Here is a 17231-nt window from a genome sequence, read left to right as displayed (position 1 = left end):
GTTGGAAATTGGCGTAACCCAAATAGGCCGATAGTCTTAGCCGCTTCCCCCGCGCGTTGGCCTGTCCCCGTTCCTCGAAGTGAGTTGCCAGCCCGTCACCCGTTCATTCCGACAGCAGTAAAAGATCGAAGCTGAAGATCTGACCCGGGCGAGTTCTCACCGGTAAGCTAAAATCGCCGCCCGACCTGAAGTTCGTCGACGTCATCATCGTCTTCGTCGTCATCCTCATCATCTTCTTCTTCGTCGTCATCCTCGTACTCATCATCTTCGTCATCATCTTCATCTACTTCTTCGTCGTCCTCGTACTCATCCTCATCGTCATCCTCGTCCTCCTCTTCGTCGTCATCATCCTCGAACTCATCATCGTCGTCTTCGACTGCTTTCTTCGCGACGCTGAGTGATTCAGACGTGGCGTAACCTGCAGGGGAGTCAAGCGAGCTGTATTCAAAGGCGGCAATGAAATCCGGACCCAAGGGGAAAAAGGTTGCGTTGAAGTCGAAGGTTAGGGTCTCAAGTGCCATAAAAATCTCCTGTTGAAAATGTGTACTGGAATAGGATGCAGCAGATTGAAAAAAGTGAGTGTGAAAATTCACTTTTCCTCGAATTGAACGATTAGCGGAATCTGACGCTTTTCCTGATACATGCGTTGATCAGCGAGACGGCGCAGAAATACCTCATCGGTCGTGTCGTCCGGATAGACGGCGACGCCGATGCTTCCGCTCACGGTCACCGCGTTGCCGTTGATCTGCACTGGCTTGCGGAGCGCCCCGGAGAGTCGCCCAACGCAGTTGTCCGCGATATGGTCTACCGGTCCGTCGACAGGCAGATCCGTAACAATCACGATAAATTCGTCTCCCCCGAGGCGGGCAAGGGTGTCCGGAGCTCGGATCGCGGCCCGAAGGTTATGCGCAACCCGTTGCAGCAACTCATCGCCCGCGTCATGCCCGTAGGAATCGTTAATCTGCTTGAATCCGTTGAGATCGAGCATCAGCAATGCGGTACGCGTATGGTTACGCTCCGACCGCCTCAGCGCCTCCACCAGGAGGTCCTCAAAGCGCCGCCGATTTGGCAGGCCCGTCAAATGGTCATGGAACGCGTACCATTCGTTGCTCGAGACCTGGTGTTCCAACATCACCAGCAGCATGCCGATCGTAACCAAAAACTTCTGCATGTCCCATATCTGCGACGCAATATCGATGTACTGCGGGTGGTTGGTAACCCATGAATGTAGTAGAAAGACCAAAGCCCACAGGGTAAAACCGAGAACGACCGCAACCTTGCCGAGGCTCCGGCTGGGCAGGCTGAGCTGAAAGACGATGGCCGTCGCGAGGTAGACGGCGAAGAGCGGGATATATGCCGTGTCGCGATACATGCCGTTCGAGGCGAAAAACCAGGCCGAGCCCCAGACACAGATCTGTGCCGCAACAATCCACCAGGCACCCCCCAACTTCCAGGTGCGGGCAAGCAAAAACGGGCTGACTGCTCCGACCAGAAGACCGCAGACAATGAAGACCCGGTAGATCGCCGCCGTCCGGACATCAAGGCCATACGTCGTAAGAACAGCAAAGAGGGGTAGAGCATTCAGGAACAGATAATAAAGCGTCTGTTTGCGCGGAAAGAGAGCCTTTGAGGCAGCCCACAGAAAGATACCTCCAGCTGCAAGGTACGCATCCAGCGCCACGACGTGCGAACTAACGTGCCATGGCCCCTTAGGCGAATAAAAGGCGTGAGCAATGGCCTCAAGAAAGATGAACAGCAGGCCACTGATCCAAAGATCGACCCTCTCCTGCGGATGGCGTTTGCGCAGAAAGTACAGGATCGTGAGAAGCGTTGCCATTGCGGCCAGGTCAGGAGTCAGTCGGTAGTTCATCTATCTTTCATGCGACTTTGTCGCCGCTATCAGTCCAAAGAATTGCGCGTCAGCTGGGAGTAAGTAGTTCAGTATGGAACACTACCGTTAATAAGGCACAAAAGGTAGCCTTATCAAGCTTCGGAAAATGGCTTGAGCTGCTTCTCCGTGGGCGGGGTGGTCAACAGGCTGACAATCACCAGACACAGCAACGACGCCAGCAGCGCCGGAAGAATAGCGTCGCGTTCGCCGATGATCGCCGGAAGATGGGAGTGGACCAATCCCGTATCCCAGAAGACCGTCACGAAGGTGCCGACCGCAATGCTGGCCACAGCCCCCGCGGCCGTCGCGCGCCTCCAGTAAAACGTGGCAAGGATAACTGGCGTCAAGGCAGCACCGTAAATCGTGTAAGCGTAAAGCGACTTCTTCAACACTGATTCGATATGGAGCGACTGATAGAGCGCCCACAGCCCAAGCAGAACGACCATAAGACGAGAGACGGCAAGGGTCTTCTTATTGGACGCCTCCGGATTGATATAGCGGAGGTAGATGTCGTTGACAAGATTGGTCGATGGAGAGAACAGCCAGTTGTTCGCCGTTGAAATAATCTTCGCGAAGATAGCGCCCATCAGCAGCGCGCCCAACAGACGAAGCGGGCCCGAACCAGAAAAACCGTGCAACCCAAGGTAAGCAAGAATCTCGCGAGGACGTGCTTCGACCTCTCCACTAGGAAACAGACTCGACCCCGTGACCGCGAGCGCCACAATAACGGTCTCGAGAATAACCGTGCCGATGATCCATCCAACCACCGCGCGCGTGGCGTCCTTTTCGGACTTCGCCGAGAAAAACTTCTGATACATCGACTGATTCCCAAGCAGCAACAAGCAGGTCGGAAGAAAGAGCTCCAGACATCGAATGTGCGACAAGTCACCGAAGACCTCAAAGTGGGTAGCAGGAAGGCTCGCATGAATCGCAGACCACCCTCCCGCATGGTGAGTAAGAATTGGCAAAGCGATAATCATCGTGAAAGTAGCGAGCAGTCCAATCGCCACATCCATATAGGCGACGGAGGCCATCCCGGCGATGGCGGTAAAGACAATGACAAACGCCGCAATAATATATTTGCCGAAGTCAGGGGTAATAACGTCCGGAAAGATCAGGTGGAGAATATCGCCGCCACCAACAAATTGGTAGCTCGTCACAGCGGTATAGCAGAAGAGAATCGCGATGACACCAAGGATGCGGGCAGCCTGGTTATAACGAACCTCCAACAGATCCGGAATAGTGAACTGCGCGAACTTTCTCGCCCGTGGCGCAATGAAATAGATCAGCAGGAGTCCGGCCCAGCCGCCGCCGCCCTGCCATAGCGCCGCAAAGCCGTGCCTGTACGCATTCTCTGCGCCGCCAAGCAGCGACCCCGAGCCAATCCAACTCGACAGCAACGTGAAGACCAGAACAAAGGCGGGCAGCGAGCGGCCGGCCACAAGATAATCGGCCTTGGTCTTCACCTTGCCAAGACGGGTCAGCGATACCGTTAGCAGGGTGACAACAATAGCCGAAAGAACAATCGCGTAAAGATTCATTTGGTAGGGTCAAGTGTACTGTCTAGAAGCTGATTACAACACCGCCCGCCCCGCATCAAAAAAAATCGCGGAGCCACTGGTACTCGAAACGGGAGCACTCCCCTACCAGACTTTGCACGTCGGAGCATGCACCATCGGCTGGCCTGCCTTGCAACTAAACGCCTTCTGAAACTCAGGCAGATTCGAAACCACGCCATTGATGCGCGCATAACCTGGTGAGTGAGGATCCGTTATCGCCCGAACCCGCAGCACCTCTGGACGCTGGTTCTCGCAAGCCCATTGTGCCATCCCAACGAAAAATCGTTGGTCAGGCGTAAACCCGTCCACACTCTCTAGCTGCTGCCCTGCAGTCTGCTTCTTCCACGCAATATATGCGAGCAGCGTCCCACCCAGATCGGCCACGTCTTCGCCGCTGGTCAGCTTCGAGTTGATATGAATATCGTCCACAACAACATATTGCGCATACTGATCGCGAACGCAGTTGATACGGTTCTCGAAGCCCTTTGCATCGGCGGCCGTCCACCAGTCGCGAAGGTTCCCCTTGTCATCAAACTGCCGTCCTTCATCATCGAAGGCGTGCGTCAGTTCATGGCCGATCGTCGCTCCCGTGTTGCCATAGTTCGGCGCATCGTCCAGCTTCGTATCGTAGAGCGGCGGCTGTAGAACGCCCGCAGGAAAGTTGATATCGTTCATCTGCGAATTGAAGTAGGCGTTCACCGTTGGCGGCGTCATGCCCCACTCGTTCCGGTCGACTGGCTTTCCCAGCTTGTGCCACTGGCGTGCGTCCTCGAAGCGGTAAGACCGCGTCACATTGCCAATGTAGTCGTCGGGCCTGATCTCGAGAGCCGTATAGTCGCGCCACTGATCCGGGTAGCCAATCTTATTGCGAATCACCTTCAGCTTGCGCAGTGCCTCTTGCTTCGTTGCAGGACTCATCCAATCGAGATTCTCAATCTCATGCTGCATGGCAGCTTCTACCTGTTCGGTCATCTGCTGCGTCTTGGCCTTCGTGTCGGCAGAAAAAGTGCGCTTCACAAACTCCTGCCCCAGTGCTTCTCCCAGGTCGCCATCAACTCCACGCGTGCAAGTCTTCCAGCGCGGAGGCATCGCTGGAACCCCGCGCAGTGTCGTCGAATAAAAATCGAAGTCGGCCTGCTGCAGCGGGTGCGCCAGATACGGTGCCGCAGATGTAAGCAAGTGGAACCGCAGATAGCCACGAAGTGCGTCAATCGACTCAGTCGTAAGCTCCGCCTGAACTGCCTTGATAAACTCCAGCTGCGCTACATTCACCTTCGCTACGCCCGGCGCACCCTGCGTTGCGAAATAGCGTGGCCAATCGAAGGAAGGGGCAATCTTGCCAAGCTCTTCGATCGTCATCATGTGGTACGTATTATGCGGATCCCGCCGCTCCACCCGCGTGAGAGATGCTTTCGCGAGAGCGGTCTCGACGCGTAGAGTCGCATCAGCATCAGACTTCGCCTGGGCCGCCGATTCACCACCAAGCATCATCAGCTTTTGAATGTATGCAACGTACTGCTCGCGCAGCTTCACACTTTTGTCATCCGTCTTCAGGTAGTAGTCACGGTCAGGAAGACCAAGTCCGCCCGCCTCAACCTCCACGATCACCAGCGAGGAGTCGAGCGCATCTTGGTCAGTGCTGGAGCCGAAGAAAAAGCTGCCCTCATACTCATGATGCAGCGAGGCTATCCCCTGAATAAGCTCCGGCCGCGTCTTCAATGCGTCGATCCGCGCAAGTCCTGGCTGCACCGGCTTTACACCCAATGCATCAATCGCTGTCGTGTTCATGCAGGCCGCAAAGTAATCGCCCACCTTCTGCTGAACCGCGGTACGATCGGTCGCCTTCGCATCTGCCTCGAGAATTCCCCACAAAAATTGCTCATTATCATTACCCAGCTTGGCGTAGACGCTCCAACTGGCCCGGTCGGAGGGAATCGGATTCTTCTTCTGCCAGCCCCCACACGTGAACTTATAAAAATCGACACACGGGTCCACGGAGCGGTCCAGGCTCGAAAGATCAAGCGACGGCGAATAAGGCATCGATTGAAGTGGCTGAGCTGCTTCTTGCGCGGGAAGGCGCATCACGACGAGGCAGAGTGCAGTGGCCGCCAGGGCGACCGGTAGCTTCGAGAGCATGAGTTCTCCTGTGTGCACCATCCTATCCGTAAAAACGCCTGCAAAGCACGCCGATCCATTCCAAAGGTCAGTCGGCCAAGGTTAGACTGGTTGCGGTTCAACATAGCAAGCGGAAGGCGGAACAATGGCTGGTTTTTGGAAGAAGTGTGCCGGAGTAGCTCTGGCAACAACCGTAGGCGGTTTGATGGCAGGGGCGCAGACTGCGCCAATCACCCTCAGTGTCGATCTCACTGATGCTCCCCGCAAGATACTCCACGCAATCGAGGTCATGCCGGTGTCAGCCGGCCCCCTCACCCTCGTCTACCCCAAGTGGATCCCCGGAGAGCATGGGCCAACAGGGCCCATCGATAACATGGCCGGCTTCTTCATCACGGCAAACGGTCAGCCGATCAGATGGGAGCGCGACAAGGTGGATATGTTCGCCTACCACATCACCGTTCCACAGGGCGTCACGCAGTTAGAGATGAAAATTGACTTCCTCGCAACCGCCGGCACCTCTGGATACTCTGCAGGTGGATCGACCAGCGAAAACCTCGCTCTTCTCAGCTGGAACACGCTTTTGGTATACCCCGCCGATACCGACGCCACCAGTGTCATGTTCACCCCCTCTGTGAAGTTGCCGGTTGGGTGGAATCTCGGAACAGCATTGGACAAAGATGGCGGATCCGGCCAAACATCAACCTTCAAAACCCTAAGCCTCGAGCAATTAGTCGACTCCCCCGTCCTCGCCGGTCGATACTTCCGCGAGATTCCCCTCGCTCCTGAGATTTCGCCGAAGCATTATCTCGACATGGCAGCCGACGGCCCCGAGCAACTGGATCTGTCCAAAGAACACATCGCCGACTTCGACAAACTCGTGCGCGAGACCGGCGCCCTCTATAAGTCGCGCCACTACGGCTCCTACCACTTCCTCGTCACGCTCAGCGACGAGGTCGCGCACTTCGGCCTTGAGCATCATCAGTCCAGCGACGACCGCGTGCCAGCCACTACCTTCACCGACGATCGCGAGTTTGTGCTCGATGGCCTGCTGCTTCCGCATGAGTTCACGCATAGCTGGAACGGCAAATACCGTCGCCCCGCCGGCCTCGCCACCAACAACTATCAGAAGCCGATGGAAGGCGACCTCCTCTGGGTGTACGAAGGTTTGACCGAGTACCTGGGCGATGTACTCGCCGCACGTTGCGGCATCTGGACAGCCGACCAGTACAAACAGCGGCTCTCGACCATCGCAGCGGAGTACAACAACCGGCCAGGCCGCACCTGGCGTGATGTTCAAGACACCGCGACCTCAGCACAGATGTTCTACTCCACTGGCGTGGGATGGGACAACTGGCGCCTCAACGTGGACTACTACGACGAGGGAGAACTCATCTGGCTCGACGTCGACACGACGATTCGCAAGATGACCAATGGCAAAAAATCGATCGACGACTTCGTCGCGAAGTTTCACGGCCGCGGCGGAGACACAGGACCAAAGGTCGTGCCCTACACCTTCGAAGATGTCGTTGCGGTACTCAACGATGTCGCACCCAACGACTGGGCCACGTTCCTCCGCTCGCGCCTCGATTCGCACTCCTCTCAAGCCCCCATGGGGGGTATCGAAAACGGCGGCTACAGGCTCACTTACACAGACAAGCCAAACCCTTGGAGCACGCTCGAGGACCAGCAGATGGAAAGCTTCGACTTCTGGTATTCCATCGGCTTCCACGCCAACAAGGCAGGCAATATCTCAGACGTCCTCAAAGGCGGTGTCACCGATAAAGCCGGTATCGGTCCGGGGATGAAGATCCTGGCAGTGAACGGCCGCGCCTACACTCCCGATGTCCTCAAGGCCGCAATTCACGACGCCAAAGATTCCGGTCCGGCCGTCGAGCTCATCGTCTTCAACACCGGCTACTACAAGGTGGTCAAACTGGACTATCACGATGGCGAGCGTTATCCCCAGCTTGAGCGCGTCTCCTCGGTGCCCGATCGCTTGGATGACATTCTGAAGCCCGCAGCGAAGTAAGATCAGGCAGCAGGCTTAGGAGCAGATTCGGCGCTTGACGAATCTGCAGCAGAAACCAGCGTTGGATTAGCCGGAGCCGCCGCTGCAGCAAGGCTGTTTTGCTCGAGAACGAGCAGACGCTTCGCTGCAGCGGCGGCCTCTATTTCGCTATTGATCTCAGCCCCCAGCAGCAGCATAAGACCCGTCAAATAAAACCACGTCAGCAGGATGATCACAGCGCCTAACGACCCATAGGTCACCGAGTAATTGTCGAAGTAGTGAACATAGAGCCGAAGTCCAATCGAAGTGATGAGCCATCCCACAATGCCTACGGCCGCGCCTGGCGTAAGCCAATGCCATTGACTTCGTTTTACATCCGGCGCGAAGTAATAGATAACCGCAAAGAACAGCGACAACAGAACCACGGCGAACAGCCATCCAAAGACGCGAGCCACAAGCGCTACGAGCGCGGCAAAAAAATGGTCGTAGATATGCAGGTGAGCGAGGCGGGCAAAAAAGTCACCCCCCAGCAGTGAGGCTAGCATCAGCGTCACCAGTCCCATCAAGAGTATGGTCACGCCAATCGCGGAAAATCGAGCTGCAAAGTAGGAGCGAGTCTCCTTGACCTTATAGACCACATTAAGCGAGTCCTGAATCGCGGAAAATCCCACCGAAGCACTCCACACCGCCGCAGCCAACCCAAAGGTAAGCTTCCCGCCAGTAGCCGCGGCAGTTGTCTGGTTGAAGGTCTCTAGCACCGTCCCCATCGCATCTCGCGGGATAACAATCGAGAGATAGCCCAGCAGAGAGTAATAGATGTGCGATGCCGAGCGAGCAGCCAATCCAAGCAGCGACGTCGCCGTAAACAAGCTTGGAAACAACGCAAAGATAAAGTAGAAACCAAGTTCGGCAGCACGCCCCACCAGGTTATCGTCCAGAAAGGACCTCCAGGTATGCTTCGCCACAGCCCGGATCGGGATGCCCTCAAAATTCCAAAGAGATTGAAGCGGCGACCGCGACACAAGATCCCATATGCGCCGTTGAACACGGACGCCATGAACAGGATCGAGGATGGGATCGGCGGAAGAGATGGCGACGCTCCCTCTGCATGCTGGTTCCCCTCGCTAAGTCTCTCTACGAGGCGCTCCCAGCAGGCATTCTGGCAAGGTAGATGCCGCTCCAGCCCAAAGGGAAACCCATTACAAGATCGTTTTCCACCGGCATCTGGTCCATAAGATCGCTTGGAGCATCTATTTATTGGTGAGATGAATGCAAAGAACCTGGCGAGGCAGACCATTCGCAGTTAGAAAGATGGAACAGCTCTGGCGGTTGGTGCGCGAGAGTCACGAGCAACCGATGACCGGAATCTCCCGGCCCGTCGAGCTGGTGGACCGCAACGAACTTGGAGTCACTTTCATTGGTCACTCCTCGTTTCTTCTGCAAGTTCATGGGCGAAAGCTGCTCGTCGACCCTGTCTTCTCAAAACGCCTGGTTCTCCTGCGCCGCCAACGGCGTCCTGGCGTCACAGTCGAAGCGTTGCCAGCCATCGACGTGGTTCTTCTCACCCACGCCCACATGGACCACCTCGATATGGCATCTCTGCGCCGCGTCATCCGCGCAACCCGAAAGCTAACCGGCCAGACTCCCGAGGTCGTAGTGCCGCGCGGCGTCGAGGACCTCGTGGAACGCCTTGGCTTCTCGCGAATTCACGGCCTGGCATGGTGGGAACAGATTGAAATACAAGGCCTCACGATAACCATGACTCCCTGCAAACATTGGGGAGCAAGAATGTTTCGCGACACCCACCGTGGCTACGGCGGATATGTCGTCCACGGCGGCGGCCAGTCGGTCTACCACTCTGGCGATACCGCTTACTTCGACGGCTTCCGCGAGATTGGCGCAAAACTCAAACCCGAAGTTGCCCTCCTGCCCATAGGCGCCTATTTTCCAGACACCTACCGCTCCGTGCACACCAGCCCGGAAGAGGCCGTGCGCGCCTTCGTCGAACTCGGAGCCGAGCAGATGGTGCCGATGCACTATGGGACCTTCCGCCTCGGCCGCGAGCCGATGGAAGAGCCCGTACAGCGCCTCGAAGCGGAGGCACAAAGACTCGGAATCAACCGAAAAATAAAAATTCTGGGCGAGGGCGAGACGATGCATCTTCACCCGGCGACCAGCATCCGATAGCTTATGACAACTTCAACCGTAAACGCGAAGGCAAGCGGCACGTTTTCGATCGGCGGCGATCTCACCGTCAATCGCATGGGATATGGGGCAATGCGGATCACCGGCGACGGGATCTGGGGCGACCCCAAAGATATCGAAGGCGCAAAAAAGGTTCTGCGACACGTCGTCGAACTCGGCATCAACTTCATCGATACCGCCGACGCCTACGGACCCGATGTGAGCGAACAACTCATCGGCGAGGCGCTAGCTCCTTACGCAAAGGATGTCATCATCGCAACCAAAGGCGGCCTCACACGCCAGGGACCAAATCAGTGGCTGCCCGTAGGCCGCCCCGAGTACCTGACCCAGCAGGTGGAGATGAGCCTGCGCAGATTGAAACTTGAACGGATCGACCTGTGGCAACTACACCGCATCGACCCGAAGGTGCCGGTCGAGGAGTCGCTCGGCGCAATCAAAAAACTACAGGAACAGGGCAAGATCCGACACATCGGATTAAGCGAGGTGAAACCTCACGAAATTGACCAGGCTCGTAAAGTGGTCGAGATCGTGAGCGTGCAAAATCAGTACAACATCGGCGACCGCCAGCACGAGGACGTTGTCGACTACTGCGCCAAACACAAAATCGCGTTTATCCCCTGGTTCCCTGTAGCAGCAGGTAAGCTCGCTCAGCCCGGCGGCAAACTCGACTCCGCCGCGAAGAAACACCATGCAACGGTCTCGCAACTCTCACTCGCGTGGCTGCTCCATCGCTCCCCCGTCATGCTGCCCATCCCGGGAACGACCTCGGTAAAGCACCTCGAAGAGAACGTCGCCGCAGCCGATGTAAAGCTATCGGCAGCCGAGTGGAAAGAGATCGAAGACTCCGCGAAATAACCACCAAAATCCATTCCAACCGGGAAAGAGCCGCCATCATGCGGCTCTTTCCTATTTAGCCCTGTCATCCGGATTATGTTTTGGGCGAACTCATATCCAGCGGTTTGGTCGGAAGAACTCCCGTATGTTCCTCCTGCGCATTCCAGCCGGGAAGCTCCTGCGAGCCCGTAATCAGCCGCGCCCCATCTTTGAACGTTAGATACGTCCACGCCCACTGGCGGAAGACGGCAAGCCGATTCCGAAAACCGATAAGAAAAAAGATGTGCACGACCAGCCACGTCATCCACGCAGGAAATCCGCTCCAATGTGCCTTGAACGGCCACTCGATCTTAGCAACCGCTGCCTTGCGTCCGATCGTCGCCATATCGCCTTTGTCAAAGTACCGAAACTCTTTGTCCTTGCCGCTCCCGTCACTCCCTGAGGCGGCAGCGACCAACCGGCCAATACGTTTCGCAGCATAGGTTCCCATCTGCATGGCAGGCTGAGCCACACCCGGCACCTGCTTGCCATCCTGCTCGAAGTGCGCAAGATCCCCGCAGATAAAGATCTCCGGATGCCCCGGCGGATTAAGATGCCCATCGACAATCACCGCACCACGTCTATCTGTCTCCGCGCCAAGCATCTTGCCTAGCGGCGAGGCCTGCACTCCTGCCGCCCACAGCGTAACCACCGCATCGATGCGTTCCTCCCCCACCATCACATAACCCGGCTGCACATCACTCACATGGGCGCCGGTCCGAACCATCACACCGAGCTCGGCAAGCTGCTCAATCGCCTTCTGTTGCAGATCCGTGGGATAAGCAGTCAAAATATTCGGGCCGCCCTCCAGAATAAGAACCTTCGCCATCGAAGGGTCGATGTGGCGAAAATCACGTGCCATGTACAGTCGCGCAATGTCGCTGATAGCTCCCGCAAGCTCGACCCCCGTCGGCCCCCCGCCGATAATCACGAAGTTCAGCGCAGGATGAGTCCCGGTCTCCATCATCTGCCGCTCTGCGAGTTCGAAGGCGAGCAAAACCCTCCGGCGAATCTCCGTCGCATCTTCGACTGTTTTGAGTCCGGGCGCAAGCTTAGCCCACTCGTCCTTTCCAAAATAAGAGTGCGTCGAGCCCGTCGCGACAATCAGGTAGTCGTACTCAAGCTCCACACCCGTCTTCAGATGTACGCGCCGCTGCGCCACATCGAATCCCACCGCCTCATCCATCAGCACGTCGACATTCGGATGATTGCGTACAAGCGCACGAATCGGCTGCGCAATATCGGCCGGAGAAAGAACCGCGAGCGCCACCTGGTAGAGCAACGGCTGAAATAAGTAATGGTTTCTGCGATCCACAAGTGTGACGTCAACCGGAAGCTTCCCCAGACCCGTCACCGCATTGATGCCCCCAAAACCCCCACCCAGAATGACGACCCGCTTCCGTACAGGTCCGCTTCCCACTGCCGTCGCTACCGCCATCGTCCGGGCTCCTCATTTACTTGTCTCTTATTTGATGCCAAATAGAGCCTTTTCGGCTTTGCACGAGATTCACTGCCTGATTTGACGGTCTTCTCCCCGAGGAGTTACAGAGAAGCCTGGCTTCTTCCATCAAAGGAATCAGGGCTGCTTTTGCAGAGCAAGAGAAATAAAACCCTGCGTGCCTGTAGCGGCAACAAGATTCGTCGTTTCAGCGATACTCGAAGTCTGCTGCGGGGCCACGGTCAAAAAACCATTCGCATCAGAGACGGCCGAAGACTGCGACGAAGCAAGAACAGGCGCAATCGGACAACGCCCCCGGTCCGGACAAGCCGCCTCCCAGGCATCAACCGTCTGGTAGATCTGAACGACAGCGCCAGCAACCGGATGCGATGCCGTGTCCGTCACTTGCAACACCACCGACGCAAGCGAACCCGACGCTGAAACGATTTGACCAGCTCCGCTAACCGCAATCAAGCGCAGGTCCGCAAGATCGACGCCCTGCGTCGTAAACGAAGCACAGGTGTTCGTCCAGGCGCAGCCAGAAAGGACAGCCTGTCCTCCAGCCGTCAACGGACCAGCCGTCGCAACAGTCTGCGCCATCTCCTGCGAGTTGACCTGAGAGCTTGCCGGCGACACCGAAACCGCCCCTGAAATTGCCTGCCAAGCAACCGGCAGTCCCGCAGTCGAAGCAAAGTTATCGGTTACGCTAAGCTGCGGACTCCATTCCACAGTCGCGCCCTCCACGATATATTCGACCGCCTGTATCGCAGTCGCGGTTTGGACGCGTGTAGCCGCCGTGAAAGATGCAATCGCCGTACCGTCCACTCCGGTCGCCTGCAGCGTGATCCCGCCCGCGCTCATCGGTGTAACAACCGTCGAGGCGATGCCATTCGCACCTGTACTCACGGTACAACTGGCCGTTCCACAAGCAGAAAATTGCACCGAGCCATTCGTCGCGGTAAAGGTCACAGCCTCGCCCACGACCGGAGTCGCTCCATCGCCATTCAGCACCTTCACGGCAAACGGCGTCGCTGCAGGTTGCGAGAGCTGCACCAGACCCGAAGGCGCACTCACCAGGCTAAGCACAGGCACCGGCGCAGCATAGCTCAGCGACTGCGTCATCACAGTTGTCCCACCGGTAGACAAATCCGTAACTGCGACATCGGCAACCAGCGCCGTGCTCGAGCCGAGTGCGTGAATCGAAGGCACAGTAGCGACAATCGTGTTTGCGGTCCAGCTCGAAACTGTGGCGGCAACACCGTTCACTGTCACCGCATTGCCCGTACGAAAGCCCATTCCACTGATCGTAATCGTACCGCCCGCAGCGCTCACCGTTGCAGGACTCAGCGAATCCGCATAAAGTACGCGTGCCTCGTAATTGAAGTCCGGGCGTCCATCTCCGCGCTGATCGGCGATCCCAATTCGTAACTGATTTGGTTGCGTAAACGTAGTGGTCAGCGTAGTCATCCCATTGGCCTCGCCGTTGAAGGCCTCACCAGCACCCGCAACGCCAGGCAACGAGCCCAGCACGTCTGTCGCATTCCAAATTCCAATCACCGGCATCGCCTTGGCGCTGGTCGCGAATCCCTGTTCATCTTCCGCCGTAACCTCAAACGTCGCCGAGCGGTTCGCTTTCACCGAGAGCGAAGACCAGGCGGAGTGCCCATACCCGCAGAGCAACCCGGACCACCACCCCTGCGACGCCACAGCCGCAGGAGTGGCTTCGGTTCCGTCCGTGGTCGTATTGCAGCTCGCAGCTGCATCGTTCGTCACAAAATCTACGAACGGCTGGGCGTAGCTGCCGAAGATTCCATAGGCCGTCACCGGATCCGATCCAGACGGCGCGACGGTATTGGCGACATACGGTCCCACAGCATATTGTCCCGTATACAGCGGATTGACAGGCTCTGTCTCTATAACCAGCTGCTGATAGGTGCCAGGAAGCATCGGTATTCGGTCCAGCAAATAATAGCCCTCGTCCGATGAATTCTGGCTCCCTTGGCTTCCGGCAAACGACGAGTCTGGGCCACTCACAGGATTGCCGTTCGATTGGCGAAACAGAGCGCCCGACACACTGGAAACCGTATACCTGTCTTCGATCGCCGACGGCAGGGTAAACTGTGCCCATCGGCGCACGACGACGTTGACCCCTTGCATTCCCTCTCCCGTAGGAAAGATGACATGCCCATCAAACAGGTTCGCGTTCAGCAGGCTATCCATCTTGCCCGCGCCCGCCTGCCCTTGATCGATAAAGTAGAGTTGCGCCAGCGCCGACAGATCATCCGGACGAAGAGTGAATGGCTGCGGCATGCACTGGTAGGTATACGGGCCACAAATGATATCGATCGGATGCATCACCGGCCAAAACATCGCCTGGTCGAACGTAGGTTGCGGGCTGTCCGTGAAGACGTTGTCATTGGTCTGCGACCAACCCAACCCAAGCACACGACCGAACGCGCGCATCAGTTGATACTGCAGCTGCATCTGTTGCTCAGGCGCAGCCCCGGTGCAGCGGCCATTGAGAATCAGAATCGCATGCTGAATGAAACCAGCCGGCACGATCGAATCAACGCTCTCCGTCACGCCATTCTGCAGGCATCCCGAAGGATCGCTCGCCCCATTGCCCAGCAGAAGGTCTGTAATTGACCCATCGCTGTCGTAAATCACCGCGATCTGCTTGGCGAGATAGTTGCTGCTCTGCACATCGGCAGGAAAGATGGGCCCATTCGATCCCAGAAAAGCATTGGCTCCGCTGACATGCTCATTCAGCGCTCCGCCCTGCGACAGCACAAGGGTTGCAGTCGGAACAGTCCAGACCGCCGCCGCAGCAGCAACAAGAGCGTCCGCCGCCGCGTGGTTCACCGTCGAGCTCAGATCCCCAGGATCGGTGAAATAAAGCGGCTGGTTCGTATACCAAACCACCGGAGCTCCGGAGGTCGTAAAGTACGGCGGCCCCGTCACCCAGCGTGGACCGCCAGCCAACGCAGTCGCTGCGGTCGCAAACCAGCAAAACAGCACGAACAGGACAGTCTGCAACCACGCATTGAATTGAATTCGTAAGCTGGTGTCAGGGCGTGCCATGCTCCGCCTTCTGCCACGTGGCCAACAACCCCAGCACTACCTCCACCGAAGCCTCTTGCGCCGGGATCGACGCATCGGCGGCACTGGTATAACCGAGCGGCAGAATCATCGGCGCATCCCCGGCACGAGCACCCGATGCGACCACCGTTTTGACCCGCTGCTGTCCCGGACTCAACTGCGGAAACGCATTCGCCGGGCGCACCGCCTCGTCGCGATAGGAGACCGCACGCGGCACTCTCGCTCCGAGCCAGCGAAGGTCGACAAACGGCAGAGAAGGCGGCGTTACATTCTCCGCCGGCGGCGCCCCCGTCGTGCTCTGCCGAATGGGAATCGCTCCATCAAGCCCGCCAACCGGCGAACTCAGTCCTCCCGCGCCAGGCGCATGCAAAAGCATCAGCAATCGCTGACCGGCACGGTATCTCCCGCTGCCTCCTGCCCAAAGCCCTCCCCACTCGTGCAAAACATACGGCTGCCCCGTTTTGCACCCGCGAATCGCCTCATCGACGCGAAACTGAATCTCTACAATCCCGGAAGCCGGGCTCCCGCCCTCGGGAAGATGCACCGTCAGCACCTGCCCAATGAAGATGACGTCCGCCCGATCCGACATCTGGTGCAAAACATCTGTAGCTGTTTGCGCTCCGTTAGCGGACGAGGCCTGCCCCCAGCCAATCGGAGCCATCAGCAGCACGGCGGCAGCGTTCAGCCGAACAAAGACTCGCAGCATCCCCGCCATCCCGTCCCTCCGCCCTCTCCCTGTTCTTCGTCAGGAGAGTCACGTTACGAACGGTTGTCCTATTTTCGGACACTGCAACAGCTAGATCTCCGGATAGAAGTCAAAGAACGCGTCGATACTCATTCGCAGCTGCGCCTCAATCTCCTCCCGGCTGCCTTCGAGCACATGCAGCGTCACATGCGCCTCGTTGCCGTTCTTCAGGGTTACGGGCGCCTCGCCCACCGATGCGATTTCATCCGCAGGTAACAGCCTCATTCCATACACTAAGGTCAGATTTGCCATAACCTCAATTCTTTCACCAAACACGCCCAAAAGGCCGGTTTGCATCTTTTCGCTCGCTGGCGCATTTACACTAAGAGAGCTCATATGCCCGAAAACATCACGCACGACACTGTCATCCTCGGTTCCGGGTGCGCCGGACTCACCGCCGCCATCTACACTGGCCGCGCCAACCTCAAACCCCTCGTCCTCGAAGGGCACGAGCCCGGAGGCCAGCTCTCCATCACCACGCTGGTTGAAAACTTCCCCGGCTGGCCCGAGGGCGTCCAAGGCCCCGACCTCATCGAGAACATGAAGAAGCAGGCGGTCCGCTTCGGGGCAGAGCTGCGCCTCGCCCATCTCAGCTCCATCGATCTCTCCAAACGTCCCTTCGCCCTCAACCTAGGCAAAGAGACCATCCACGCCCGCACTCTCATCATCGCCTCGGGCGCCAGTGCACGCTGGTTGAATCTCCCCTCCGAGCAGGCCCTCATCGGCCACGGCGTCACCTCTTGCGCCACCTGCGACGGCTTCTTCGCCTCGGGCAAAGAGATCGCCGTCATCGGCGGCGGAGACACTGCCATGGAAGAGGCTCTCTTTCTCACCCGCTTCGCCACCAAGGTCACGATCATCAACCGCAGCGAAAAGTTCCGCGCCTCGAAGATCATGCTCGATCGCGCCATAGCTCATCCCAAGGTCAAGTTCCTCTCCAGCACCGTCGTCGAAGAGGTGCTCGGCGTAGAGGACAAGGACGTCAAGGGCCTCCGCGTCAAAAACAAGGTCTCTGGCGAAGCGTACGTCCTGCCCGTCTCCTTCATGTTCCTCGCCATCGGCCACATCCCCAACGCCGAAGCCTTCCGCGGCATGATCGACCTTGACTCCGAGGGCTACATCATCACTCGCAACAACGTCTTCACCACCCTCAACGGCGAAATCCTCCCCGGCATCTTCGCCTGCGGAGACATCCAGGACCGCCGTTACCGCCAGGCCATCACCGCCGCCGGTTCCGGCTGCATGGCCGCCCTCGAGGTCGAAAAATACCTCGAAGAACACGGCCGCTGAGACGACGA

Annotated in this window: 13 protein-coding genes; 4 read left to right on the top strand and 9 right to left on the bottom strand. The window is 57.7% G+C overall.

Going from position 1 to position 17231, the window contains the following annotated elements; genetic code table 11:
- Nucleotides 1–167: 167 nt before the first annotated feature.
- The 4 genes from RBB77_RS06585 to RBB77_RS06570 all read right to left on the bottom strand — a co-directional run bounded on the left by RBB77_RS06585 (nt 168) and on the right by RBB77_RS06570 (nt 5586).
- On the bottom strand, nt 168–521 hold the full coding sequence (locus RBB77_RS06585) for a hypothetical protein (RefSeq protein WP_353065755.1): 354 nt from the start codon (nt 519–521) through the stop codon (nt 168–170).
- 68 nt (nt 522–589) lie between these two features.
- On the bottom strand, nt 590–1870 hold the full coding sequence (locus RBB77_RS06580) for a diguanylate cyclase (protein ID WP_353065753.1): 1281 nt from the start codon (nt 1868–1870) through the stop codon (nt 590–592).
- A gap of 113 nt (nt 1871–1983) precedes the next feature.
- A complete protein-coding gene (locus tag RBB77_RS06575) occupies nt 1984–3432 on the bottom strand; it encodes a sodium:solute symporter family protein (RefSeq protein WP_353065751.1) in 1449 nt (482 codons plus the stop codon).
- A 102-nt stretch (nt 3433–3534) separates the two neighbouring features.
- Entirely contained in the window at nt 3535–5586 is a 2052-nt protein-coding gene (locus RBB77_RS06570) for a M13 family metallopeptidase (RefSeq protein WP_353065750.1), read from the bottom strand.
- Between the two features lie 124 nt (nt 5587–5710).
- On the opposite strand from RBB77_RS06570, the gene RBB77_RS06565 reads away from it, so the two are divergent.
- On the top strand, nt 5711–7594 hold the full coding sequence (locus tag RBB77_RS06565) for a M61 family metallopeptidase (RefSeq protein WP_353065748.1): 1884 nt from the start codon (nt 5711–5713) through the stop codon (nt 7592–7594).
- A gap of 2 nt (nt 7595–7596) precedes the next feature.
- On the opposite strand, the gene RBB77_RS06560 is transcribed toward RBB77_RS06565, so the two are convergent.
- A complete protein-coding gene (locus tag RBB77_RS06560; RefSeq protein ID WP_353065746.1) occupies nt 7597–8538 on the bottom strand; it encodes a YihY/virulence factor BrkB family protein in 942 nt (313 codons plus the stop codon).
- 346 nt (nt 8539–8884) lie between these two features.
- On the opposite strand from RBB77_RS06560, the gene RBB77_RS06555 reads away from it, so the two are divergent.
- Together RBB77_RS06555 and RBB77_RS06550 are read left to right on the top strand one after the other, a co-directional pair.
- On the top strand, nt 8885–9760 hold the full coding sequence (locus tag RBB77_RS06555) for an MBL fold metallo-hydrolase (protein ID WP_353065744.1): 876 nt from the start codon (nt 8885–8887) through the stop codon (nt 9758–9760).
- A 3-nt stretch (nt 9761–9763) separates the two neighbouring features.
- Nucleotides 9764–10633: an aldo/keto reductase gene (locus RBB77_RS06550; protein WP_353065743.1), complete on the top strand. Its 870-nt coding sequence runs from the start codon at nt 9764–9766 to the stop codon at nt 10631–10633.
- Nucleotides 10634–10706: 73 nt separating this feature from the next.
- Here the strand turns inward: RBB77_RS06550 and RBB77_RS06545 are convergent, their stop codons facing one another.
- The 4 genes from RBB77_RS06545 to RBB77_RS06530 all read right to left on the bottom strand — a co-directional run bounded on the left by RBB77_RS06545 (nt 10707) and on the right by RBB77_RS06530 (nt 16185).
- Nucleotides 10707–12089 carry an NAD(P)/FAD-dependent oxidoreductase gene (locus tag RBB77_RS06545; RefSeq protein WP_353065742.1) on the bottom strand — a complete coding sequence of 461 codons (1383 nt, stop codon included), beginning with the start codon at nt 12087–12089 and terminating at the stop codon, nt 10707–10709.
- 138 nt (nt 12090–12227) lie between these two features.
- Complete coding sequence (locus tag RBB77_RS06540) at nt 12228–15170, bottom strand: IPT/TIG domain-containing protein (protein WP_353065740.1); 2943 nt, start codon at nt 15168–15170, stop codon at nt 12228–12230.
- Nucleotides 15157–15894, bottom strand: a complete 738-nt coding sequence (locus RBB77_RS06535; protein WP_353065739.1) for a hypothetical protein — start codon at nt 15892–15894, stop codon at nt 15157–15159. The genes RBB77_RS06540 and RBB77_RS06535 overlap by 14 nt, the downstream gene beginning before the upstream one ends.
- Before the next feature lie 90 nt (nt 15895–15984).
- Nucleotides 15985–16185, bottom strand: a complete 201-nt coding sequence (locus tag RBB77_RS06530) for an allantoinase (RefSeq protein ID WP_179586134.1) — start codon at nt 16183–16185, stop codon at nt 15985–15987.
- A gap of 84 nt (nt 16186–16269) precedes the next feature.
- On the opposite strand from RBB77_RS06530, the gene trxB reads away from it, so the two are divergent.
- Nucleotides 16270–17223 (top strand): thioredoxin-disulfide reductase, encoded by a 954-nt coding sequence (gene trxB, locus RBB77_RS06525; protein WP_353065737.1) that lies wholly within the window; start codon nt 16270–16272, stop codon nt 17221–17223.
- Nucleotides 17224–17231: the final 8 nt, after the last annotated feature.

Source organism: Tunturibacter psychrotolerans (assembly GCF_040359615.1).
GTDB lineage: Bacteria > Acidobacteriota > Terriglobia > Terriglobales > Acidobacteriaceae > Edaphobacter > Edaphobacter psychrotolerans.
This window is presented reverse-complemented; position numbering and strand designations above follow the sequence as displayed.

What these genes read in the sequence shown, in the direction of transcription:
- RBB77_RS06585 (WP_353065755.1), bottom strand. Translation starts at nt 521, where the DNA reads ATGGCACTTGAGACCCTAACCTTCGACTTCAACGCAACCTTTTTCCCC.
- RBB77_RS06580 (WP_353065753.1), bottom strand. Translation starts at nt 1,870, where the DNA reads ATGAACTACCGACTGACTCCTGACCTGGCCGCAATGGCAACGCTTCTC.
- RBB77_RS06575 (WP_353065751.1), bottom strand. Translation starts at nt 3,432, where the DNA reads ATGAATCTTTACGCGATTGTTCTTTCGGCTATTGTTGTCACCCTGCTA.
- RBB77_RS06570 (WP_353065750.1), bottom strand. Translation starts at nt 5,586, where the DNA reads ATGCTCTCGAAGCTACCGGTCGCCCTGGCGGCCACTGCACTCTGCCTC.
- RBB77_RS06565 (WP_353065748.1), top strand. Translation starts at nt 5,711, where the DNA reads ATGGCTGGTTTTTGGAAGAAGTGTGCCGGAGTAGCTCTGGCAACAACC.
- RBB77_RS06555 (WP_353065744.1), top strand. Translation starts at nt 8,885, where the DNA reads ATGGAACAGCTCTGGCGGTTGGTGCGCGAGAGTCACGAGCAACCGATG.
- RBB77_RS06550 (WP_353065743.1), top strand. Translation starts at nt 9,764, where the DNA reads ATGACAACTTCAACCGTAAACGCGAAGGCAAGCGGCACGTTTTCGATC.
- RBB77_RS06545 (WP_353065742.1), bottom strand. Translation starts at nt 12,089, where the DNA reads ATGGCGGTAGCGACGGCAGTGGGAAGCGGACCTGTACGGAAGCGGGTC.
- RBB77_RS06540 (WP_353065740.1), bottom strand. Translation starts at nt 15,170, where the DNA reads ATGGCACGCCCTGACACCAGCTTACGAATTCAATTCAATGCGTGGTTG.
- RBB77_RS06535 (WP_353065739.1), bottom strand. Translation starts at nt 15,894, where the DNA reads ATGCTGCGAGTCTTTGTTCGGCTGAACGCTGCCGCCGTGCTGCTGATG.
- RBB77_RS06530 (WP_179586134.1), bottom strand. Translation starts at nt 16,185, where the DNA reads ATGGCAAATCTGACCTTAGTGTATGGAATGAGGCTGTTACCTGCGGAT.
- trxB (WP_353065737.1), top strand. Translation starts at nt 16,270, where the DNA reads ATGCCCGAAAACATCACGCACGACACTGTCATCCTCGGTTCCGGGTGC.